This window comes from Brevibacillus sp. FW301-21C12A, from assembly GCF_058788915.1.
In genome coordinates, this window is the sequence record NZ_JBYTBG010000005.1 from 1 (window position 1) to 21,947 (window position 21,947).

A 21,947-nucleotide genomic window follows, 5' to 3' on the forward strand; every position below is an offset into this window, starting at 1 on the left:
CAAATCATTCCTAGCGTTTGTATATGTCGCGTCCATCTTTAAACTAACTCAATAATGAGTTTTCAGACACATCCTAAATCCGAAGAAAAAATCAAGAAAATTTCGCCAGTTTCTTCGCGAGCAGGAGTGGCAGCAAAAGAAAGCGAAGACAACATGGTTTGCAGGATCGTGATGGACATAATGATAGAGAGAAAGAGGCAGAGGATGATGAATCGGATGAAGCTGATAGAGACGAGCAAGGCTATTTTGACAAACTGCATGGCACTTCAGGCGAACGAAGCTTTTTTGGTGGTCGCGGACGAGCCTAAGCGAGAGCTTGGCGAAGTGCTCTTCGAGGCTGGCAAGCAGCTCGGGGCAGAGGCGATGCTGATGGTGATGAAAGAGCGGGAAAAATCAGGCCAGGAGCCTCCGGCGGCTGTAGCTGCGGCGATGAAAAGCGCCGATGTGGTCGTGTGCGTGACCGAGCATTCCTTGACGCATACAAAAGCGCGAAAAGAAGCGGCGGCCAACGGCGCAAGACTCGCCACCATGCCGAGTATTACGGCCGACATGTTTTTGGAGGGCGCGATCTCTGCCGACTACGCGCAAGTAAAAGTGCTGACGGAGAAAGTGACCGAACTGCTGACCGCAGCCAGCACCGTTCGCATCGAAAAGGCGGGCAAGTCGCTCACTTTTTCCATCGCTGGACGCAATGGCGTGCCGAGCACAGGCATGTACGTCAATCCAGGCGAATCGGGCAACCTGCCGTCGGGGGAAGCTTACGTGGCGCCGCTGGAGGGCACGGCAGAAGGGCAAATCGTGGTGGACGGCTCGATTTCCGGGATCGGCAAAATCGACTCGCCGCTGCTGCTGACGATTGAAAAAGGGCGGATTACCCACGCCGAAGGCACGTCCGCCGAGCGGCTGTTGCAAATTTTGGGCGACCAGGACGGACGCATGCTCGGCGAATTTGGGATCGGGACGAATGACAAGGCGCGGATTACGGGAGTCGTGCTGGAGGACGAGAAGGTGTACGGAACGATTCACGTGGCCTTCGGCAGCAACAATACGTTCGGCGGAACGATTGTGGCAGGGGTGCACATTGATCTGGTGGTCAAAGAGCCGGATGTTTACTTGGACGATACATGCATCATGAAAAACGGGAAGCTTTTGGGGCAGTAACCGACCCGGTCCGGGGCCCAGGATGAATCCCGGGAGGAAATGGTGTAAAATGGGAGATATCTTGTGAGGGTGGATGTGGTGTGATGTTGTTGCTGGAGCAAATTGTGGCGGTCATTACGATAGGGAATCTGATCTTGGCCGCTGTTCTCATCTTCATGGAGAGGCGCAACATTGCGGCTACCTGGGCCTGGCTGATGGTTCTTCTGTTTTTGCCGGGTATCGGGTTTCTCCTCTATCTGATTTTTGGGCAAAGACTGAGCAAGAAAAAGCTGTATCGGCTGCGCCAGGGAGAGTTTTCCCATTTCCGTGCGGCTGTCGACAAGCAGAAGAAGCTGTTGGAGCAGGGCGAGCTGCAGGTGAACGATCCGGAGATGAAGCGGCATCGCGACATGATTTTCATGAACGTGGTGAGCGACGGCGCCTACTATACACAGGACAATGCCGTCCAGGTGTTCGCCGAAGGGCACAGCTTGTTCGACCTCATGTTCAGGCAGATTGAGGAGGCCAAGGAGCACGTTCATTTACTCTACTATATTTTCAATGATGATGAACTTGGGACGCGGCTGTTGGAGCTGTTGACGAAAAAGGCGCGGGAAGGCGTAGAGGTCAGGCTGCTCTATGATGCGGTCGGATCGGCGGGCGTCTCTTCCCGGTTTTTCCGGCCATTGGTAGAGGCAGGCGGAGAAGTCGTCTCGTTTTTTCCTTCGTCGATTCCGTTCCTCAATTTCCGGGTCAATTTTCGCAACCATCGCAAGCTGACGATCATTGACGGAAAAAGCGGCTATATTGGCGGCTTCAACATCGGCGACGAATATTTGGGCAAGGACAAGAAGCTGGGGTACTGGCGGGATACGCACCTGCAAATTGAGGGGAAAGCCGTTTACATGCTGCAGGCGCGCTTTTTCCTGGACTGGAATTTGTCCGCGCCGAAAAGAATGCAGGAGTCGTTCGACTACTTCCCGGAGATGCCGGAGCCAAAGGGCACAATCGGCTGCCAGATCGTGTCGAGCGGGCCAAATTCGGAAAAGCAGCAGATCAAGCACGCGTTTTTGAAAATGATCTACAAGGCGCGCCACAAGATTTATTTGCAGACCCCGTACTTCATACCGGACGACAGCATGCTGACCGCGTTGAAAATGGCTGCGATGTCCGGGGTGGACGTGCGCGTGATGGTGCCGGGCAGGCCGGACCACCTGATGGTTTTCTGGGCGACGCACTCCTACCTGGGCGAGTTGTTGAAAAGCGGCGTGCGCTGCTATTTGTACGAAAAAGGCTTCATGCACGCCAAGACGATGGTGGTCGACACCCAGCTTTCCTCGGTAGGGACGGCGAACGTCGACATCCGCAGCTTCAAGCTCAATTTTGAAACCAATGTGTTCTTGTACGATTCGCAGATGGCGCGGCAGTTGGAGGAGCTGTTCGTGGCAGACCTCGCCGATTGCCGGGAAATGACGGTGGAAGAGTATTTCAACCGCCCGCTTCGCACGCGTATGCAAGAATCATTGACGCGATTGTTGTCTCCGATTTTATAAACAGAATAAGGACCCTCTGGCCTTGTGGATTTTCGCGGGGCAGAGGGTCCTTTTGCACGTGCATGGTTTAGGCAGGGGCACGGACTGCTGCTTGCGGCAGCCGCCAGCGGGACAGGGCTACGGTTTTTTCGATTCGCGCAGCAGCTTCTTCGCCTGGTCCATCCGGTAGCTGGTCACATATTCAATCGGGCATTTGCCGATGTTCTTTTTGAAAACCTCGGTGTAGTAGCGCGGTGTCAGTCCGGCCTTGTTCGCCAGATCGGCCGGAAGAGAGCGGCGCTGCAAAATTCGCATGGATGTAGGAAAGCGTCTGCTCGATTGCTTTTGCCGAATCGACTGAAGGTTGCGTGCTGGCGGCGCTCCAGATCGTGTGCAGCAGTTGCTGAAAACGGATCTGATTTTGCAGGAGGTCCAGCGGATTTGTGCTCTGCTGGTCGGCCTGCAAGGCGAGGACAAGCTCTGTGCAGCGATGGAGCGAGTGAAGCTGATAGCTGTCTTCGTGCGGCTTCCAGGAGCGGCTGGGCGAGTAGCTGCCGGGCGCGGTTTCATCTGGTTCCAGGACATCGAAAAAGAACGCGAAAAAAGACAGGGATGCTCCGCTGGCGGCTGCGACGGAAGCGACAGCCTCCTCGGCGGCAAAACGACGTGCTGCATGCTTTTCAGGAGGAACAAGGCCGCAGCCAAAAAGGGAGGAGAAGGATTTTTTGCGTGCTGGTCGCCCATGATGACCTCTCCTTTCCAAAAATGATGGCGCATAGGGAAAGCGAGCCGATCAGGAAACCAGCTCAAAAGACTCGGTCACGACGATGCTGCCTTTTACCGACTGGACCATCGGGCAGTTTTTGCTGGCGGCTTCTACAGCTTTTTGCACTCGTTCCTGCTTCAAGTTTTCCCCGGTAATGATGAAGTGCAGGTGAATTTTCTCGACGCGGTTTGCCTCTGCCTCGTTGCGTGTGACATCGGCTGTGATTTTCATATCGGTGCACGGCATTCTCATCTTGTCCAACACTTTGCGCAGCACGCCGCCGCTGCAAGCGGCAATCGAGGAGACCAGCAACTGGTACGGGCGAAAGCCGTATGCTTCATCGCCGGAGACGTGCAGGTCGCCGTACGATAAATGGGTGACGAATCCTTTTTCTTTTGCTTCAAAGTTCATGACGAGTCCTCCTCAGCGATCACTTTTCTTCATTATAAAGAAAAAGCGGGGGGCAAGGCAGAAAAAAAGCGCCGGAAAACAGCAAGGCTCTTACGCGTGAGACGGCAGCCAGCCGCGGCGACGTAAGAACCTTTCTGTTTGGAAGCGGGGAAAAAGCTATCTCATTCCTTTGCCGCCTGCCCATTTTGCAGCAGAGACTGGATGCAGCGAGGCAGCATGTCTTTTAACGTGTCGAATGCGTAGTCCACATCGAGCCGCTCCGTCCATTGATGCGCATCGCGGCCTACAGGGCCGAGGTTCATGACGGGCACGTCAAAAGCTTCCAGCTCCTGTAGCGGGATGGAGTAGCCGTTGTCCCACAGCGGCATGTTGGCGACCAGTGGCTGCATGGAGGCTGCCGGGTATTGCAGTCCGACGTAGCTCAGGTCGGAGATGCCGCCGAAGTAGTTTTGTTTGCGCAAAGTGACCTGGTGCTGTTCCCGCGCATACGCCTCCATCTCGGCCACTGTTTTCTGGATCAGCGGGTGATTGCGCGAGCTGACAGCCGGGTAAAACGGCGGAGCGAAGAACAGGATTATCATCGGAGACAACTCTTTGCAGAGAATCGCCAGTCGATCGACCAGCTCGATGGTCGTGTCGCGATCGTCTTTGTCGTGGCGGTTGGCGATGACGTCTGCCTCGAGCTGGCGCAGCTTGTCCTCGCCGTATGTTTTCAGGGCGTACGTGTACAACTCCTCGTAGGTCATTACGGAGATGGACAGGTCACGCGGGCTAAAAGGAGCAAAATTGGCGAACTGGCTGGCATGGCGAAGGTAGTTTTCCCGGATGCGCTCGGCTACATTTCGCGCTGCGTCCAGGAGCGGCTCCACGACTTCCTCCATCTTCTTTTCCAAAAGGAACAGGTTGAACAGCGTCACGGCGCGATGCGGAATTTGCACCGAGTACTCTTTTTTCAAGTCTTTTTGAATCAGGTTGGTAGGAGGCGGGGAAGCTTCCCCCTCGACGACTTCGCAAAAAGAAGTGTTCAGCTCCAGCTCGCACGTAATCTGCGAGGCCATGTAGTTGCCGTTCAGCCCGGCAAACGGCTCGCCCACGTGCGTTTCTTTTCCGTAGCACAAAAAGCCCGGCAGCACCTTGCCGATGGAGCCAGTGTACAAATACTTGTTTTGGTCGCCCGGGAAACGGGTGAACATCGGCTCCGAATTGAGCACAGTCGTGTAGCGCAAATCAAATTCTGCGGCAATTTTCAACAGCTCAGGGACAGCCGCGCGCATGCCGACAGAGTTTACTTCCTCGTCGGGAACGGTCAGCAAGAGCAGGTTGCCGTCAAATTCCCCGGCGCACGCCCGCTCGATCATCGACATGTGCAGGGCGAGCCCGCATTTCATATCCATCGTCCCGCGGCCAAACAGCCAGTTGCCTGTGCGCAAATCTTGCTGAACTTCGGCAGGCATGTCAGCTTGGTTTTGCTGGAAGAGCGGAGTGAGCGTTTTCGGGTCAAAGGCGTGCTTCATCCAGCCGCCGTAATCCTCGACATCGACCACATCGAAGTGGCTGACCAAAATCACGGTGTCGCGCACGCCCGGCTTTTTGACGAGAGCGGTGACAAAGTGCCGTCCATCCCCGGTCGGGTTGGCCCGGACATGGTCGGGATTGGCCTGGTAGTAAGGCAGTGAGCGGAGCTGATCGACGACGTAACCGGGCAAGTCTTTTTCGGCAGGCGATCCGGTCACGCTCGGGATGTTGACCAGGTTGCACAGGAGATCGACGAGTTGTTCTTTTGTCTGCCATTTTTGCATGATAAATGCCTCCGTTTTCCGTATAGTGAAAACCATTTCCGTTTGGTGGGTAAAAAATTAAGGCAATGCGCCGATCTTATGGGAAATTTCCTTGGCGCTTTGTCTGGCCCGCTCAATCAGGGTGGACAAAAGCTCGTCGGTGATGCGATAGCTGGGGACGCCGATGCTCAATGCGCCGACTACCCGCTGATTGTAGCCGATGATGGGAGCCGCGATGGAAGCGGTACCTTCCGTTTTCTCCCCGTAGCTGACAGCGTATCCATTTTGCCTGATTTGCGGCAGCAGCAGAAGCAGTTCGCGGCGGCGCTCGGGTTCCGGGATCAGCGCGGCGACGATCCGTTCGGCTTCCTGTGGCTCCATGTTGGCCAGGATCGTTTTGTTGGCGGCTCCGATATGCAGCGGGATGCGCTCGCCCAAATTGTCGATGCTTCTCACCGTCATGGAGCTTTCCACCCGTTCGAGCACGATGGCGTCATGGCCGTGCGGAATATTCAGATAGACAGACTCGCGCACATCTGCCGCCAATTGCTCCATGACGGTTCTGGCGACTGCCCGCACATCAATTTTGTCCAAAATGCGCAGCCCGATCTCCATCCAGGTCAGGCCGACCTTGTATTGCTTGGTTTCCGGAACCTGCTGGATCAAGCCGTACTTCATCAGGCTGCTAATCAAACGGTGTACCGTACTGAGCGGGAGAGACGTTTTCTCAGCGATTTCCGAGATGGACCAGAGCGTTTTGCTCTCGTCAGATATCAGGACAAAGATGATGCTCATTGCCCGGTCAATCGATTGTACCAACGTGTTTCCCTCCTGGCTTTCTAGTGACGTAGGACTGCTTGCCAGTTGTCTCGCCAGCATTTTATGAGATCAATCTATCAGAATTGTTCAGGCGAATCAACAAGATTTCGAGCAGGTAAAAATTCATTGACAAAAAATTTAAAACTATTTTACATTAAGGGTGTGATTTTGTATTGTAGAAGCGATTCCACGATACGGAATAAAAGGTGGCGGCGTAAGGCAGCAAACGCACTGGCCGATCCAGGCAGAATGGCTTGCAGCCGAGCATGCCGCCGCCAAAGGCACGACGCTATCAGTGGCAGCGCACGGGCAGCAGGGCGCGGGCTTATGCGGAAGCGTTTCCAGGCAAAGCCGGTGCGCCTGAACGGAAGCGGGCACCTGAACGATTTGCAGATCTCAAGAATGATTTCAGAAAAAGAAGGGAGAACGACTATCATGAGATTTTCTCGCGCGATTGTAAGAAAACCGGGGCAAAGCTATGTGAACGGCCTGACGACATCTGATCTCGGAAAGCCGGACTACGCTCTGGCGCTAAAGCAGCATGCTGCTTACATAGAGGCTTTGAAGCAAGCCGGTTTGGAAGTGACCGTGTTGGAAGCGGACGAGCGTTTCCCGGACTCCACATTCGTCGAAGATACGGCTGTCCTGACGGAAAAGTGCGCGGTTATCACCAACCCTGGCGCGGAAAGCCGCAACGGTGAGATCGAGGACATGAAGCAAGTGCTCCCGCGCTTTTTTGACACGATTGAATATATTCAGGCTCCCGGCTTCCTCGATGGCGGCGACGTCATGCAGGTAGAAAACCATTTTTATGTGGGACTGTCCACGCGCACGAACGAGGAAGGCGCGAAGCAGTTCCGGGACATTCTCTCCAAGTACGGCTACGAAGTCACGATCGTTCCGCTGAAGGAGTTTTTCCATCTGAAAACCGGAATCGCCTACCTGGGCAACAACACCTTGGTACTGGCAGGCGAATTTATTGATTCCCCCGTGTTCAAAGACTACAAGCACCTGATCGTGGAAAAAGAAGCGGAGTATTCCGCGAACTGCATCCACATCAACGACTACGTCATCATTCCGAAAGGCTACGACAGCACGAAAAAGCAAATTACGGATGCTGGCTACCAGGTGATCGAGCTGGAGATGTCCGAATTTCAGAAGCAAGACGGAGGATTGAGCTGCCTGTCCCTGCGCTTCTAACGCAGGCAGTTCCTTCCCGGCATCTTATTTTGCCATTCCCGAGCGGGGAAAGAGAGGGATCATATGAACGGTGGGATTCACAAGGACAAAGAGCTGCAGCGCTCGATGAAAAGCCGCCACCTGTTTATGCTGTCTTTGGGTGGGGTCATCGGAACGGGGCTTTTTCTGAACGCAGGCTATACGATCAACCAGGCGGGGCCGGGCGGTGCGCTCGTCGCGTTTCTCGTCGGAGGCATTTTGCTCTACCTGGTCATGACCTGCCTGGGTGAGCTGTCTGTGAAAATGCCTGTAACCGGCTCTTTTCAAACGTATGCGACGAAGTACATTGGCCCGGCCAGCGGCTTTACGCTCGGCTGGATGTACTGGCTCGGCTCTGCGACGACGGCTGGCGTGGAGTTTACCGCCGCCGGGATGGTCATGCAGAGATGGTTCCCGGATACGCCAATCTGGATTTGGTGCGCCCTGTTTATTCTTTTGCTGTTTACCTTCAACGCTTTGACAACGAAAGGATTCGCGGAAACCGAATACTGGTTTGCGGGGATCAAGGTGCTGGCTGTCCTCATCTTCATTATTGTCGGACTAGGTGCTATTTTCGGCATTATCAGTATGGAAGGCCGGGAAGCCCCGTTCTTCACCAACTTTTCAGCGGAGGGCGGTCTGTTTCCATTCGGGTTTACCATTGTCTTTGTCACGATGATGAACGTCGTGTTTTCCTACCAAGGCTCTGAGCTGATCGGGATTGCTGCGGGTGAAGCCGAGAACCCGCAAAAAAACATCCCGCGAGCGATCCGCAATGTCGTTTTCCGCATCCTCGTGTTCTACGTGGCTTCTGTGACGATCTTGTCCGCTCTGTTCCCGGCAAGCGAGCTGGGGCTATTGGAGAGTCCGTTCGTGACGGTGTTTGATTCTGTAGGGATTCCGTTTGCGGCAGATATCATGAACTTCGTCATCCTGACGGCGCTGTTGTCTGTCGGCAACTCGTGCCTGTACGCGGCCACGCGCTTGTTGTGGGCCTTGTCGCACAGCGGCATGGCGCATCCTGTATTCGGCAGGCTGACGAAAAGAAGCGTGCCGCTCAACAGCCTGCTGGCGACATTGGCTTTCTCGCTCTTGTCGCTGCTGACCAGCGTGATTGCTGCCGATACCGTTTATGTCCTGCTGATGTCTGTCTCCGGGATCGCGGTCACCTTCACCTGGATGGGCATTGCCCTGTCCCAATTCAACTTCCGCCGGACATATTTGCGGGAGGGCGGCAAGCTGGAGGATTTGCAGTTCGTGGCGCCGTTTTACCCGGTGATGCCGCTGCTGTGCCTGGCGTTGTGCACGTTCATCCTGATTTTCCCGGCGTTCGATCCGACGCAGCGAGTGGGGCTGTTCTACGGACTTGGCGCACTGGCGCTGTTTTATCTCTACTATTATGTGCGCTATGGCCGCGGCAAGAAAAGCAACCCGGACATCCCGACTCAAGGCTAAGCGCCCGACCAGACAAAATGCCCCTGCCACGGCAAATGGCAGGGGCATTTTTGCGTGCTCGGACATGCGAATGGCTCCAGGCGTCAGAAAAGCCCGAACAGCTCGGACAAGTACGGATTGACGAACATGCCTTCGGGATCGAGCCGCGAGCGGATGGCGAGGAAATCAGGCAGGCGCGGGTAGACTTGATGCAGCTCGTCGGCGGTCATGTTGTGCATTTTTCCCCAGTGCGGGCGGCCGCCATAACGCCGGAAAATTTGCTCCATGCGGGCGAAATACGCTTCATAGGGCATTCCTTTGTACATATGCACGGCGATAAAGGCACTGTCGCGCTCGTAGGCGGGGCTGAGCCAGATGTCGTCTTTTTTCACGTAGCGGCATTCCAGGGGGAAGTGAACGTTGAAGCGCTCCTGTTCGATGGCCTGGCGCATTTCCCGGATGGCCTCGCCCATATGCTCGGCGGGCAGGTAATATTCCATCTCGTAAAAGCGGACGAGGCGCGGGGTGGCGAACAGCTCGTGGCTGTAGCCGCTTTCGTTGACCGCCGGCACGCTTTGGGCGGACAGCCTGCTCACGGAGCGGGCGAGCGCGGGGCGCAGGCGGCAGCTTTCGGACAGCAGCCAAAACAGCCCGTTTTCCACGACCATTTTTTTCAGGTAGCTCCATTGCTGATTCGCGCTGGAAGGCTCCGAGGTTTCGTTCATGAATTTCACTTGCACGGTGTCGGAGTAAGGGAAGGAGAAAAACTCGAAATGGCGGTGTGATTGCTTGAAAGTATCCAGGGAGGACAAGCATTCGTCCAGCGGCATGCGCAGGCTCTGGTAGCGAAGACGGTAGGCGGGAAGAACACGGAGCTTGACGCGGACGATGGAGACGACCTCGTCCAGCGATTGCGGCAGCGCGATTTGCCGCGGCTGGCTTTGCACATTTCCTGTCCAGTTGCGAAAGCGGTTTGCCTTTTTGCTTATAGAAAGCATTGTCCATCCCCCCGATAGGTCGTCATTTCCTCGACAACTTTTCCGCCTGAAACACAGTAGAGCCGTGAAAAGCGTTCGCATAGTTCTCCCGCTTTGGCGTGGCGAAAAAAGACGGGATCGCCCAACTGCAACGTCTCCATGCCGCGATACTGGATGGGCGTCTGCACTTCGCCGGCGCCCTCGTTGGGCATAAGCCGAACGCCCGTTGGCAAATACGGCTTAGGCAAGCGATCCGCCCCTGCGGAACCGGAGGCGATATAGCCGCCGCCCGCGCATGTGTAAATATGCTCGGCAGGCTTGCGAATGATTTCCAGCGCAAATCCGGCAGCCGGCTGAAAATGAAAGTCCTGGTAGTAATCGAACAGGCCGGGCGAAAAAAAGCCGGAGCCGGCTGTCAGCTCGGTAACCGCGTCCTCTCTTCCCGTATGATGCAGGCTGCCCGTTCCGCCGCCGTTGACGAAGCGCAGCGAAATGCCCAGCTCGCCGATCGCCTTCACCAGCTCCGCTCTGCGATGAGCCACCTCCTTGACCGATTGCTGCTTCAGCAGGCGAATCAGGCTGTTTTTGAAAAATTGCCGGGGGTAGCGATCGCCGACGCCTGCGATTTGCGCTTCGTAGCCCATGATGCCGTCCAGTTTGAGGTGTTTGGAGGAAGCGACGCGGGAAGCAAGCGCGACGGCTTGTTCCAGCGAGCGCAGAGGGGAGCGCCACACGCCGAAATGCAGGCCCAATATATCGGACGACATGTCGATGTCCAGGCAGACGGGGAAAATGACGCCTTGCTCGCGGGCGATTTGCTCCAGATGCTCCACGTGCGAGACAGAGTCGATCATGAGGGTGAGGGAGCGCCCTTGCTGGATTTGCTCGCCAAGCGCGATCAGCCAGCTTTTTTCCCAGACAGGATATCCCAGCAGCAAATCGTCAAAGCCCGCCGCGCACAAATGGAGCGCTTCGGGCGCGGAGGAGCACATCAGCCCGGAAAAGCAGTCGTCCAGTTGCAAAAGGTGTTTGAGAATACCGACGCTGCGGATGGATTTGCTGGCAATCCGAATCGGCTTTCCATTGCTTTGCAACCCGATTTGCTCTGCATTTTGCTCCAAAAGATCCAGGTCGACGAAGGCGAACGGCTTTGGAATACCGGCAAAGGCAGACTGGTAATAGCGATAATCCCGCATGGGCAAGCCTCATCCTTTTTGTATGAGAGTAGTAATACGAAAATATTTCTTAAAATTCTATATATTCTCTCTTTTTATATCGATTCCTCCCGGGTTTTTCGGAGGGACTCACCGGAAATGACGAACGTTCGGATGTAATGTTCGGATTTTGCTTTGTGAAACCGTTTTTCAATCGTATTTTTTATATTAAAAAAATGTAAACACGAATAAATGGGCTGAAGAATATTGACTTGATTCAGCTTATACGCTACTATACATATTGTTGTTGGCTACAAGACTGGCTTGATGAATACATGACAAATTCGTATATCCTCAAAGATATGGTTTGAGGGTCTCTACAGGGAACCGTAAATTCCCGGCTACGAATGAGGGTGTTTTTTGACATACCTTATTCGTCGGCCGGGAATTTTTTGCGTTGTCGTCTGTTGCCGCGGGCAGGGATAGACAGCGCAAGAGCCATCTATGCTTGGTGAAAGCCTAGTATTCCAACATGCTTACGGGGAGGAACTGGAAGTGAAGAAATACGATGCGATTGTGGTAGGAGCAGGACCAGCCGGAATTTTTACATGTTATGAGCTGACGCGAAAAGCGCCGAATGCCAAGGTGCTTCTCATTGATAAAGGGCACGACATTTACAGCAGACGCTGTCCGATCCTGGAAGAAAAAATCAAGCTTTGTCCGCCGCCTGCCGGGAAAAAGGACTATGCGGGCTGTCTGCCGGCCTGTTCGATTACCAGCGGTTTTGGTGGAGCAGGCGCTTACAGTGACGGCAAATTCAACATCACGACGGAGTTCGGCGGCTGGATGACGGATTACCTCAGTCCTTCCACTGTGCTTGGTCTAATCAAATACGTCGACGAAATCAACCTGGAGCACGGCGCGACCCGCACGATTACCGATCCGACGACAGAGACGATCAAAAGCATCGAGCAGCGCGGGTACGCGGCAGGGCTCAAGCTGCTGCGCGCACAGGTGCGCCATTTGGGCACAGAGCAAAACCTGGAGATTTTGCAGTCGATTTTTGAATATTTGAAGGAACGGATCGACATGATGTTCAAGACCGAGGTCGAGGACATTTTGACGGTCAAGGAAGACGGCGGCCATCGCGTGAGAGGCGTCGTCCTGAAAAACGGGGGAGAGTACGAGAGCGACTTTGTCGTGATCGGACCTGGCCGGGACGGCTCGGCTTGGCTGACCAACATCCTGAAAAAGCGCCGCCTGAAAATGTACAACAACCAGGTGGACGTCGGGGTGCGCGTAGAGACGTCCGATGTCGTCATGCGCGAAATCAACGAGCATTTGTACGAGGGCAAGTTTATTTTCAACACATCCGTCGGCACGCGGGTCCGCACGTTTTGCAGCAATCCGTCCGGGCACGTCGTCGTGGAAAACCACAGCGGGGTCATGGCGGCAAACGGGCATTCCTACAAAGACCCGGCGCTCGGCTCGACCAATACGAACTTCGCGCTGCTCGTCTCGCATACGTTCACGGAACCTTTTGACAAGCCGAACGAGTACGCGCGAGAGATATGCAAACGCGCCAACGATTTGTCCAACGGCGGCGTGATCGTGCAAAAGTACGGCGATATTTTGCGGGCGCGCCGCTCTACGGAAGCGCGGATCAAGGAAGGCTTCCTCGAGCCGACCTTGAAGGAAGCCGTGCCGGGCGATCTCGGACTGGTGCTGCCTTACAATACGATGAAAAGCCTCATTGAAATGGTGGAAGCGCTGGACAAGGTCACGCCGGGAATTGCCTCGGAGCACACGCTGTTTTACGGCGTCGAAGCGAAATTTTACTCGGCGCGTCCCAAGCTGACAGAGGAGTTTGAGACGGAAATCAAAGGACTGTTCTGCGGGGGCGACGGGGCAGGGATCACGCGCGGACTGGCGCAGGCGGGTGCGGCAGGCGTCTGGATGGCGCGCAGCATGGTCAAACGGATGATGTAAACAGCAACCCGCAATAGGGAAAAGGGCTTCTGCTTGAGCACGGCTGCTTAGCCGCTCAGGAGTAGAAGCCCTTTTGTCGTGTCGTCGTATCAAAAACAAGCCTACGCTTGCGTATTCAAATTTTCCGTCATCTTTTTCAGCACCCGGTTGAAGACGGCAAGCTCGTTCTCGTCCAGATCGCGCAAGGCAACCGCTTCCAAATCGCGCGCCGCTTGCAGCCACTGGGGAAAACGCTCGATTGCCGCAGGCGAGAGCGACACGTACCGTTCCCGCTTGTCGTCGCCTTCGGAGCGGATGATCCAGCCCATCTCTTCCAGCCGGGTCAATGTCCGGGTAATCGTCGGGGCTTCGACATTCAGGTAGTTGCTCAGTTGCACCTGCGTCAAAGAGTTGCGGTAGTGCAGGCAAAGAATAATGCTCCATTGCGAGCTATATAATCCCATCGGGGACATGATTCCATTCAATGTTTTACTGAAGACTCTGGCAGCTTGGCCGATCTTGTGACCGTAATGTTGCATGATATCAGACCTCCAGGAAAAGCTGGTTCGAAAGACGAAGCGCTTGATTGCTTAAGTAAATATGTACAAATAACATAGTAGCAGTTCAGGACATATAAGTAAATGTTTATTCGAGTGGAAAAGAAGGCGTTTTTCTGACAAAAATAAAGCCGATGCCGTTTCAAGGGCATCAGCTCGGGGAAGAAGGTAAAAGGAGGGCTGTTAATCGGCAGCCAAAATGCCAAGCGGCCCGTTTTCGTCAATGATGGGCTCCAACTCGTAGATGGAGATGGGAAACATCGGGAAGCCGACATAGTACGGGGTGATTTCGTACAGTTGGAAGTAAATGACCAATGATTTGTCGGCAACGTAAAAATCTTGATCGGGCTTGATCGTGGTAAAACCGTTCAGCGTCGGGATTTGCCGCGCCTCGATCTGGCGTTTGATGTTCGCGGACAGGACGTTGACGTAGTCGCTGCCCGGCTTGAACAGCTCGCGCAGCGTATAGAGCTTGCCTGTATGGATGTTTGCCGTCACCGACCCGAGGAAGGTCATGCCGTGGGCCATTTGCGGAGTGTACGCGTAATTGCTCATGGTGACGCTGAAAATGCCGCGCTCGTTCGTTTTGATTTCGTAGCTTCCTTGCATTTGGGTATTTCCCGGTACTTGTACCCGTTGCTGTTCGTGAATCAATCCTTGGACCGTTTGCAAAATGGCGCGGTTGATGTCTTTTTCTGCTTGCTGATTGGCTAGCCCTGCCAGTTGCGGGTAATAAATCGTGGTATTCGGACGTTGGATCGTCCGCGTCAGCACGGTGGCTGGCAAAAGATTGCGTTGTTCTTCCACGGTTCTTAGTTCCTTTCCAGATGTCTTAAAATAAGGGGTATGATAGTAGCCTATTCGTCACTGGTTTTGGCTGTTCTCACTTTTTTCACAAATTAGTCAATCTGAGCGCGATATAATGGAAAAAGAATCCGATACATAAGTAGCAGGGAAAAGGGGGGCAACTATGATTCAATTGGTTCGCAACACATTAACGGACAAAGAAGGCTTTATGATTTTTATCCTATGGAACCATCTGTGGATGGCGGGACTCATTGCCTATCAAGTCGACGCTAATTTCTGGAAAGTGACTTCCCTCGGATTGCTGGTCACCCTTATTGTTTCGCCTTTTTACTTCATCAAAAGAGACAGCCATGTCATTCGTTATCTGGTAGCGATCGGACTTATGTTTTACGCGATTTCGTTCGATCATTTCACGACGTATCCAGAAGTTACGTTTCTCGCTTTTGTGGTCATGGGTTTTCTCGCGGCTTACCTGGATTGGAAGCTCGTAGTGACAGCCGGAATTGCGCAAATCATCGTGACGCTGGTCGGATTTTACACAGGATCGTACGAGATTTTCAGCGGCGATTTCACCGAGCTGAATCTGGTGCTACGCATCATGGCGATTCTGATGATGATGGGAGCGGTGACGTACCTCTGTCTGGCGGGACAAGCGTCCTTGCAGAAGGCAAACATCGCCCGCCAGGAAGCGGAAGAAAAAGAGCGTCGCCTGGGAGAGATGCTCGTCCATATCCAACAGATGACCGAGCAGATCGACCGTACGACAGAGCACGTACACGAGCATGCCGAAGGAACGAAACGCAATACGGATGAAATGATGATCGCCTTCAAGGAAGTGGCGACGGGCATGGAGTCGCAGGCGAACTCGACAGTGAAGATCGAGGAAGAGGTGCAGTCGATCGACCAGGAGATCGTGGCGGTCACCACGCAGACGAACGCGATGAAGAGCGAGTCCGACCAGAACAACCGCCGCCTGAAAGAAAGCGTCGACATGATGAAAGAGCTGTCGCAGCAAATGGAACAGATCGTTTCTGCCGTCAACGTGGCAGCGTCGACGATTCACCAGCTCAACCGCCAGGCCAATCGGGTCGAGGAAATCGTAGGAGCCATCAACCAGATTGCGACGCAAACGAACCTGCTTGCGCTCAACGCCGCCATCGAGTCGGCGCGTGCAGGCGAGCACGGCCGCGGCTTCGCCGTGGTGGCAGACGAGGTGCGCAAGCTGGCGGAGCAGAGCGCAACCGCTACACAGGAAATTACCGAGATTCTCAAATCGCTCCATCAGGAAAGCGAGAACGCTGTACAGCAGATCAGCAACGGGGAAGCTTCGGTGGCAAAAGGCCAGGAGCTGGCTGTGAAAACAGTGGCGTCGATCGAGGCGGTGCGCTCCGGCATGATGGCCTTCCTGCAGGCAGCGGAGCAGGTCGGCTCCAGCATGAACCGGGTAAAAATGCGCTCGGGCGAAGTGGCGATGGAAATGTCGACCATTACCGCTGTCACCGAGCAGTCGGTCGCCAATCTGGAGGAGCTTTTCGCCACAGCGGAAAACCAGCATCAAAAGGTGCGGGAAATTACCGAAGAGCTGGGGGAGCTGAACAATCTGTCGCATCGGCTGCAGGAAACGTTTCACAGACAATAGGCGCCAAAGTGTAAAATTGGCGAGAACAGTCTGAAAAAACAATTGCTTTTTCAGTTTGTTCTGCTAGAATGAATGCATTGTAACTTGATAGTTTTTATCTCCTTATCGAGAGCGGCGGAGGGACTGGCCCGATGAAGCCCGGCAACCACTGGACATGCGTGACATGGACAGAAAGGTGCCAATTCCTGCAAAACCTGTACCGGGGTTTTGACAGATGAGGAAGAGGACGGCTTCGGACGCAAACTCTTCCTTCGGGAAGAGTTTTTTTGTTGTCAGGAGGGGTAATACACGAACGATAAAATATTTTTATTGCAAAATATTCGTGTTTAATATTGATTTTTTCGGAAAAAAGCCGTACATTACGTAGTAGGATACAGAAAAAACGTAGAACGTTCGGATGGGAGCGGAAGACACCATGAAGAAGTTGTTGTTAGCATTCACCACTTTTGCTGTTTTGGCTGCGGGCTGTTCGGCTGGCGGAAATGCGCCTGCTGACAAGCCAAAGGAAGAAGCGGCAGGGCAAGAAGGCGCGGCGAAGAAGCGCATTGCGCTGATTTTGCCGGAAAAAATCGGGGTAAACCCGTTCTTCCAGCAAATGGACGAAGGCGCGAAAAAAGCAGGACAGGAATTTGGCGCAGAAGTAAAAAGCATCGAGTCTACTGACCACGGCGCCATCGAAGAAAATTTGCGCGTTGCGGTAGCGGAAAACTACGATCTGATTATCACTTCTTCTTTTGAAGCGGAAGACGCGCTGAAAAAAGTGGCAGCCGAAAATCCTGACCGCAACTTCGCGATTATTGATACCGTAGTAGATTTGCCAAACGTGCGCAGCGTTACCTTCCGCGAGCAGGAAGCGGCTTACCTGATGGGCGCTGCGGCAGGTCTTGCCACGAAGACAAACAAGGTCGGCATGGTTGTCGCCATGGATATTCCGCTGTTGAAAAAATGGACAGGCGGCTTCCAGGAAGGCTTGAAAGCAACCAATCCAAACGCGGAGTTCCTGGTGAACTACGTAGGAAGCTTCTCTGACCCGGCAAAAGCGAAGGAGCTGGCGCTGCTGCAAGCATCCAAAGGCGCCGACTTCATCAACGGAGCGGCAGCAGTAGGCGACCTCGGCGTGTTCGAGGCCGCGAAGGAAAAAGGCTTCTATACATCGGGACAGGACGTTGACCGCACCACGATCGACCCTGAGCACATCGTGTTGTCCCAGCTCAAAGGGACAGATGCCGCTGCGTATGAAACCGTGAAGTCGTTCGTAGAAGGCTCGTTCAAGCCGGGCGTTGTCACTTACGGCCTGAAAGAAAAAGGCGTAGGCGTAACGTATGTGACGCACGAGAGCCAGACGCCTCTGAACGCTTTTATTGGCCAGGAAGTCGTGGACAAAGTAAAAGCGATCAGCGAGGAGATCATCGCTGGTACCCGCAAAGTGCCAGACTCGTTTTAACAGCTAGCGCACAGTGCATGATTGTGACCGACTACAACTGTGTAGTCGGTCTTCCTTATATGCAAGGCAAGGAGCAGAGGCAAGGAAGAGAAAGGCTAGGCGCAAAGAAGGAGGAGCAAGGATGACCGATCGTTTGGAAATGCGGGCCATGACCAAGAAATACGGAGATTTTATTGCAAACGACAAGGTCTCGTTTTCGCTTGCTGCGGGAGAAGTCCACGCCATCGTCGGGGAAAACGGCGCGGGCAAGACGACGCTGATGAGGATGCTGTACGGCATGGAGCAGCCTACGTCCGGCGAGATCGTGCTAGGCGGCAAGCCTGTCGCTTTTCGCGGGCCGCAGGACGCCATTCGCAGCGGGATCGGGATGGTGCACCAGCACTTCATGCTGTTTGGCGAGTTTAGCGTGGCGGAAAATATCGTGATCGGCTACGAGCCGCAGCAGGCCGGATTTTTCCGCCGGAAGGACGCCGTGGAAAAGGTCCGCGCACTAAGCGAGCAGTACCGGATTCCGATAGATGCACAGGCTAGAGTGTCCAACTGCTCCATCGGCGAGCAGCAGCGTGTGGAAATTCTCAAGGTGCTGTACCAGGGAGCGGACATCATCGTGCTGGACGAGCCGACTGCCGTGCTGACGCCGCTTGAAGTTCGCGAGCTGTTGCAGACGATCCGCAATCTGGCGGAGAGCGGGAAGAGCGTCATTTTGATTACGCACAAGCTGCAGGAAGTGATGGAGGTCGCAGATCGGATCACGGTGTTGCGCGGCGGCAAGGTGACGGGCACGGTAGCGCGCGACGAGACGAATGTGGACGATCTGGCCCGGCTGATGGTCGGACGCGAGCTGCGGGAGCTGAGCGAGCGCGTCGATCTGGAGCGGGGGCCGCTTTTGCAGGTGGAGAACTTGACGGTTCGGGAAAAGCAGACGTTGCTCGACCGGGTCAGCTTTACCGTGCATCACGGGGAAATCGTCGGCATCGCGGGCGTATCGGGCAACGGCCAGTCCGAACTGCTGCAAGCGATCAGCGGCTTGCGGACGGCACAGGAGGGAACGATTCGGCTGGGCGGCAAGGACGTCACCAACCAGACTGTCGCGACGATTCGCGAGGCGGGCTTGGCGCACATCCCGGAAGATCGCTACTTGTGGGGGACGGCCAAGCTGGAGAGCGTCGAGGAAAACGCGCTGATGGGCTATCAGCGAAAGCCTGCGTTCAATCGGCGCGGCGTCGTGCGGCGCGAAGCTTTTCGCCAGGTCGTCAGAGGCTGGGTAGAAAAGTTCGCGATCAAGACAGGCTCCAGACAGCTTCAGGAGCTGGCCGGGAATTTGTCGGGCGGAAATCTGCAAAAGCTGATCGTGGCGCGCGAGCTGGGACATGAGACTCCGTTTTTGATCGCGGCAGAGCCGACCCGGGGTGTCGATATCGGCGCGATGGAGTACATCCATCAGGCGCTGATCGACAAGCGCAACGCAGGCGACGGAATTTTGCTGGTTTCGTCCGAGCTGTCGGAAATTTTGGCGCTGTCCGACCGCATATTGGTGATGTACAAAGGGCGGATCGCCGGAGAGCTTTCGCGCAAAGAGGCAACCGAGGAAAAAATCAGCGTGTTAATGGCGGGAGGAAGCGTTCATGGCAGCAATCAAAGAGCTGGGTAAATCACTGGTTCAGCCGCTTTTGGCGGTTGTCATCGGGCTGTTGATCGGGGCGCTCGTCATCGCTTCGGTAGGGGAATCTATCCTGGGCACGTATCAGGAAATGTGGAAAGGGGCCTTCGGCAGCTTCTACTTCTTCACCTCTACCTTGGCGAGAGCGACGCCGATCATGCTGATCGCCTTGGGGCTGTCGCTTGCTTTTCGGGCGGGAGTGTTCAACCTGGGGGCAGAAGGACAGATGGTGCTCGGGGCGATCAGCGCTACGCTCGTGGCGATCTATTTGCCCGCACCGGGAGTCGTGAAGCTGGTGGCGGCGATTCTCACGGGGATGGCGGCAGGCGGTTTGTGGGCGCTGCTGCCGGGCTTTATGGAGGCGAGATTCCGCATACCGCTGCTCATCTCCACCTTGCTGTTCAACTATATCGCCGTTCTGTTCGCAAGCTACCTCGTAACCGAGCCGTTTCGCGACCGCAGCGGTTCGGCGGCGCTGGCGCAGACGGTCATGCTCGATAAAAGCGTCTGGTTGCCCAAGTTGTTTGCGGGGATGAGCGTGCACGCGGGCTTTTTGTTTGCCATCGTCGGTGCCGCGATCCTGTTTTGGGTGATTCGCTTTACGCCGTTTGGCTATGAAGTGAAAATGCTCGGACAAAACCCGCTGTTTGCCCAGTACGGGGGGATCAACGGCATTCGCGTCATGCTGACGGGCATGTTTGCGAGCGGCGGATTGGCCGGCCTGGCCGGAACGGTCGAGGTGCTGGGGGCGCACTATCGTTTTGTCGACGGCGCTTTGACGGTGCCGAACTTCGCCTGGACAGGGCTGATGGCAACGCTTTTGGCGAACTCCCATCCGGTGGGTGTCGTGTTTACCTCGATTCTGCTGGCTGCATTCCAGACGGGAGCGATGGGCGTGGAGCGCAACACAGAGGTACCGCTGGAGCTGGCCAGTGTGATTTCAGCCGTGCTGATCCTGTTTATCTCGGCTAAATTCAGCTACGACTGGTGGAAAAAGCGGAAAGCAAAAGGGGGAGAATCTCATGGAACTGCTTGATTGGTCCCTCGTCAGTTCTACCATTCGGATGGTGACGCCGATTTTGCTCGCGGCATTGGGGGGAGCGCTGTGCGCGCGGGTTGGCATTTTTAATGTAGGGCTGGAAGGCATGGTGCTCGTTGGCGCCTTTTCCGCCATCGTCGGCAATCACTTTACCGGGAATCTGTTCCTCGCGATCTTGATCGCGGCGCTGACGAGCGTTCTTTTTTCCCTGCTGTTTGCCTATATGACGATCAAGCTGAAAGCAAACGAGATCGTCGTCGGGGTGGCGATCAATTTCCTCGCGCTCGGTTTGACGACGTTTGCGTTGCGGGCGATTTTTGGCGTCAAGGGAGCTTTTTACGATAAAGACATGGCAGGCTTGCCGAAGTGGGACATTCCGGGGCTACAGCACATTCCGGTCGTGGGCGAGGTCGTATCGGGGCATTCGCCGCTCGTCTACCTCGCGTTTGTGGCCGCGATTGCGCTCTATTTGTTCTTTTACAAGACGGTTACCGGCTTCCGGGTTCTCGCCGTCGGTTCCAATCCGGTGGCTGCCCGCAGCCTTGGGTTGAAGGTAGCAGGCTTGCAGGTGCTCGCGATCGTCATGTGCGGCGCTTTGTGCGGGATTGCCGGAGCGCAGCTTTCTTTGGGGCAAGTGACGATGTTTTCGGAAGGGATGACCGCGGGTCGCGGCTTTATCGCCCTGGTCGCGATGATGATGGGGCAGTCTCACCCGCTGGGAATTTTGGCGTCGAGCTTTCTGTTCGGCTTGATGGATGCGCTGAGCATTCGTCTGCAAGGCTTCTCGCTTCCGACGCAGTTTACCTCGATGCTGCCGTATTTGCTCACGGTGGTGGCGATGTTCTTCCTGAAGGATCGGATGCAAGCCGGAAGCAATAACCAGCAGAGCACCCGGTAACAAAAGAGGGCGCAGTCAGCAAAGACCAAGGGGGTACGCAACATGAACAAGGCAGATCGGATCAAACGGATGAAGGTGCCGGCGGTCGACCCGGCATTGGCCAAACGGCTTCCGCCAGGGCAAGTATTGACAGAGCGCTTTCCTATTTTGCACGAGGGCGAAGTGCCCACCTACGACATGAAGGACTGGACGCTGCGCGTGTTTGGCGAGGTCGACCGGGAAGTTACGCTCAACTACGAACAGCTCATGGCGCTGCCGCAGGTGACGGTGAAAAGCGACATTCACTGCGTGACGCGCTGGTCGCGGTTTGACAATGCATTTACAGGCGTGCGCTTCCGCGATTTTTTGCAGGCAATCGGTGTCGTGCCCGCCGCGTCCTACGTCATGCTGCACGGCGATCACGATTACACGGCGAATGTGCCGCTGGCCGACCTGATGCGCGACGATGTGCTGTTGGCCCATTCCTTTGACGGGGAGCCGCTGACGGACAAGCACGGCTGGCCGCTGCGCCTGGTCGTCCCGCACCTGTATTTCTGGAAAAGCGTGAAGTGGCTGCGCGGCATTGAGTTTATGCGCGAAAACAAGCCCGGCTTCTGGGAGCAAAACGGCTTTCACCTGATCGCAGACCCGTTCCGCGAAGAGCGGTTTTCCGGCGAAGCGTTGCCGATCCCGGAAGACGAATGGGAGAAAAAGGAGTTTGATTGAG

The 21,947-nt window shown here is 55.1% G+C and carries 19 protein-coding genes and 2 riboswitches; of the genes, 11 read left to right on the forward strand and 8 right to left on the reverse strand.

Features of this window, described 5'->3' with window-relative positions; genetic code table 11:
- Positions 1 to 216 precede the first annotated feature (216 nt).
- Positions 217 to 1,161 carry an aminopeptidase gene (locus AC3WQH_RS04940; protein WP_081494676.1) on the forward strand — a complete coding sequence of 315 codons (945 nt, stop codon included), beginning with the start codon at positions 217 to 219 and terminating at the stop codon, positions 1,159 to 1,161.
- A gap of 83 nt (positions 1,162 to 1,244) precedes the next feature.
- Positions 1,245 to 2,693, forward strand: a complete 1,449-nt coding sequence (gene cls / locus AC3WQH_RS04945) for a cardiolipin synthase (RefSeq protein WP_005827542.1) — start codon at positions 1,245 to 1,247, stop codon at positions 2,691 to 2,693.
- A gap of 117 nt (positions 2,694 to 2,810) precedes the next feature.
- Here cls and AC3WQH_RS04950 read toward each other — a convergent pair whose 3' ends face one another.
- From AC3WQH_RS04950 to AC3WQH_RS04965, 4 genes are all read right to left on the reverse strand, one after another.
- Positions 2,811 to 3,416 (reverse strand): helix-turn-helix transcriptional regulator, encoded by a 606-nt coding sequence (locus tag AC3WQH_RS04950; RefSeq protein ID WP_007777341.1) that lies wholly within the window; start codon positions 3,414 to 3,416, stop codon positions 2,811 to 2,813.
- A 49-nt stretch (positions 3,417 to 3,465) separates the two neighbouring features.
- Entirely contained in the window at positions 3,466 to 3,849 is a 384-nt protein-coding gene (locus AC3WQH_RS04955) for an OsmC family protein (protein WP_005827547.1), read from the reverse strand.
- A gap of 161 nt (positions 3,850 to 4,010) precedes the next feature.
- Complete coding sequence (locus AC3WQH_RS04960; protein WP_005827549.1) at positions 4,011 to 5,648, reverse strand: M20/M25/M40 family metallo-hydrolase; 1,638 nt, start codon at positions 5,646 to 5,648, stop codon at positions 4,011 to 4,013.
- A 57-nt stretch (positions 5,649 to 5,705) separates the two neighbouring features.
- Positions 5,706 to 6,446: an IclR family transcriptional regulator gene (locus AC3WQH_RS04965; RefSeq protein ID WP_005827551.1), complete on the reverse strand. Its 741-nt coding sequence runs from the start codon at positions 6,444 to 6,446 to the stop codon at positions 5,706 to 5,708.
- Positions 6,447 to 6,881: 435 nt separating this feature from the next.
- Between AC3WQH_RS04965 and AC3WQH_RS04970 the strand changes: the two genes are divergently transcribed.
- Positions 6,882 to 7,646, forward strand: a complete 765-nt coding sequence (locus tag AC3WQH_RS04970; protein WP_026557590.1) for a dimethylarginine dimethylaminohydrolase family protein — start codon at positions 6,882 to 6,884, stop codon at positions 7,644 to 7,646.
- Between the two features lie 63 nt (positions 7,647 to 7,709).
- Positions 7,710 to 9,119 (forward strand): amino acid permease, encoded by a 1,410-nt coding sequence (locus AC3WQH_RS04975; RefSeq protein ID WP_005827554.1) that lies wholly within the window; start codon positions 7,710 to 7,712, stop codon positions 9,117 to 9,119.
- 83 nt (positions 9,120 to 9,202) lie between these two features.
- Here the strand turns inward: AC3WQH_RS04975 and AC3WQH_RS04980 are convergent, their stop codons facing one another.
- Both AC3WQH_RS04980 and AC3WQH_RS04985 read right to left on the reverse strand, forming a co-directional pair.
- Positions 9,203 to 10,096 carry a D-arabinono-1,4-lactone oxidase gene (locus tag AC3WQH_RS04980; RefSeq protein ID WP_492331922.1) on the reverse strand — a complete coding sequence of 298 codons (894 nt, stop codon included), beginning with the start codon at positions 10,094 to 10,096 and terminating at the stop codon, positions 9,203 to 9,205.
- Positions 10,084 to 11,271, reverse strand: coding sequence for an amino acid deaminase/aldolase (locus tag AC3WQH_RS04985; RefSeq protein WP_492331923.1), 1,188 nt, complete (start codon positions 11,269 to 11,271; stop codon positions 10,084 to 10,086). The genes AC3WQH_RS04980 and AC3WQH_RS04985 overlap by 13 nt, the downstream gene beginning before the upstream one ends.
- A 282-nt stretch (positions 11,272 to 11,553) precedes the next feature.
- Positions 11,554 to 11,653, forward strand: a riboswitch (purine riboswitch).
- Between the two features lie 131 nt (positions 11,654 to 11,784).
- Here AC3WQH_RS04985 and AC3WQH_RS04990 point away from each other — a divergent pair.
- Entirely contained in the window at positions 11,785 to 13,218 is a 1,434-nt protein-coding gene (locus AC3WQH_RS04990) for an NAD(P)/FAD-dependent oxidoreductase (protein WP_005827559.1), read from the forward strand.
- A 101-nt stretch (positions 13,219 to 13,319) separates the two neighbouring features.
- On the opposite strand, the gene AC3WQH_RS04995 is transcribed toward AC3WQH_RS04990, so the two are convergent.
- The gene (locus tag AC3WQH_RS04995; protein WP_005827560.1) at positions 13,320 to 13,736 is read right to left on the reverse strand and encodes a MarR family winged helix-turn-helix transcriptional regulator; all 417 of its coding nucleotides are present in this window, start codon (positions 13,734 to 13,736) and stop codon (positions 13,320 to 13,322) included.
- A gap of 201 nt (positions 13,737 to 13,937) precedes the next feature.
- Positions 13,938 to 14,561, reverse strand: a complete 624-nt coding sequence (locus tag AC3WQH_RS05000) for a DUF3298 and DUF4163 domain-containing protein (protein WP_005827561.1) — start codon at positions 14,559 to 14,561, stop codon at positions 13,938 to 13,940.
- 163 nt (positions 14,562 to 14,724) lie between these two features.
- Here AC3WQH_RS05000 and AC3WQH_RS05005 point away from each other — a divergent pair, with 163 nt between their 5' ends.
- The 6 genes from AC3WQH_RS05005 (at position 14,725) to AC3WQH_RS05030 (ending at position 21,946) form a co-directional block, all read left to right on the forward strand.
- Positions 14,725 to 16,200, forward strand: coding sequence for a methyl-accepting chemotaxis protein (locus AC3WQH_RS05005; RefSeq protein ID WP_005827563.1), 1,476 nt, complete (start codon positions 14,725 to 14,727; stop codon positions 16,198 to 16,200).
- 99 nt (positions 16,201 to 16,299) lie between these two features.
- Positions 16,300 to 16,421: riboswitch (SAM riboswitch) on the forward strand.
- Positions 16,422 to 16,615: 194 nt separating this feature from the next.
- Positions 16,616 to 17,644 carry a BMP family lipoprotein gene (locus AC3WQH_RS05010; protein ID WP_005827564.1) on the forward strand — a complete coding sequence of 343 codons (1,029 nt, stop codon included), beginning with the start codon at positions 16,616 to 16,618 and terminating at the stop codon, positions 17,642 to 17,644.
- Between the two features lie 121 nt (positions 17,645 to 17,765).
- Complete coding sequence (locus AC3WQH_RS05015; protein ID WP_492331924.1) at positions 17,766 to 19,295, forward strand: ABC transporter ATP-binding protein; 1,530 nt, start codon at positions 17,766 to 17,768, stop codon at positions 19,293 to 19,295.
- Positions 19,270 to 20,340 carry an ABC transporter permease gene (locus AC3WQH_RS05020; RefSeq protein ID WP_025843685.1) on the forward strand — a complete coding sequence of 357 codons (1,071 nt, stop codon included), beginning with the start codon at positions 19,270 to 19,272 and terminating at the stop codon, positions 20,338 to 20,340. Before AC3WQH_RS05015 ends, AC3WQH_RS05020 begins: the two co-directional genes overlap by 26 nt.
- Positions 20,327 to 21,241: an ABC transporter permease gene (locus tag AC3WQH_RS05025; protein WP_007777315.1), complete on the forward strand. Its 915-nt coding sequence runs from the start codon at positions 20,327 to 20,329 to the stop codon at positions 21,239 to 21,241. The genes AC3WQH_RS05020 and AC3WQH_RS05025 overlap by 14 nt, the downstream gene beginning before the upstream one ends.
- 42 nt (positions 21,242 to 21,283) lie before the next feature.
- Positions 21,284 to 21,946, forward strand: coding sequence for a sulfite oxidase-like oxidoreductase (locus AC3WQH_RS05030; protein WP_005827568.1), 663 nt, complete (start codon positions 21,284 to 21,286; stop codon positions 21,944 to 21,946).
- The last annotated feature ends 1 nt before the right edge of the window (position 21,947 follow it).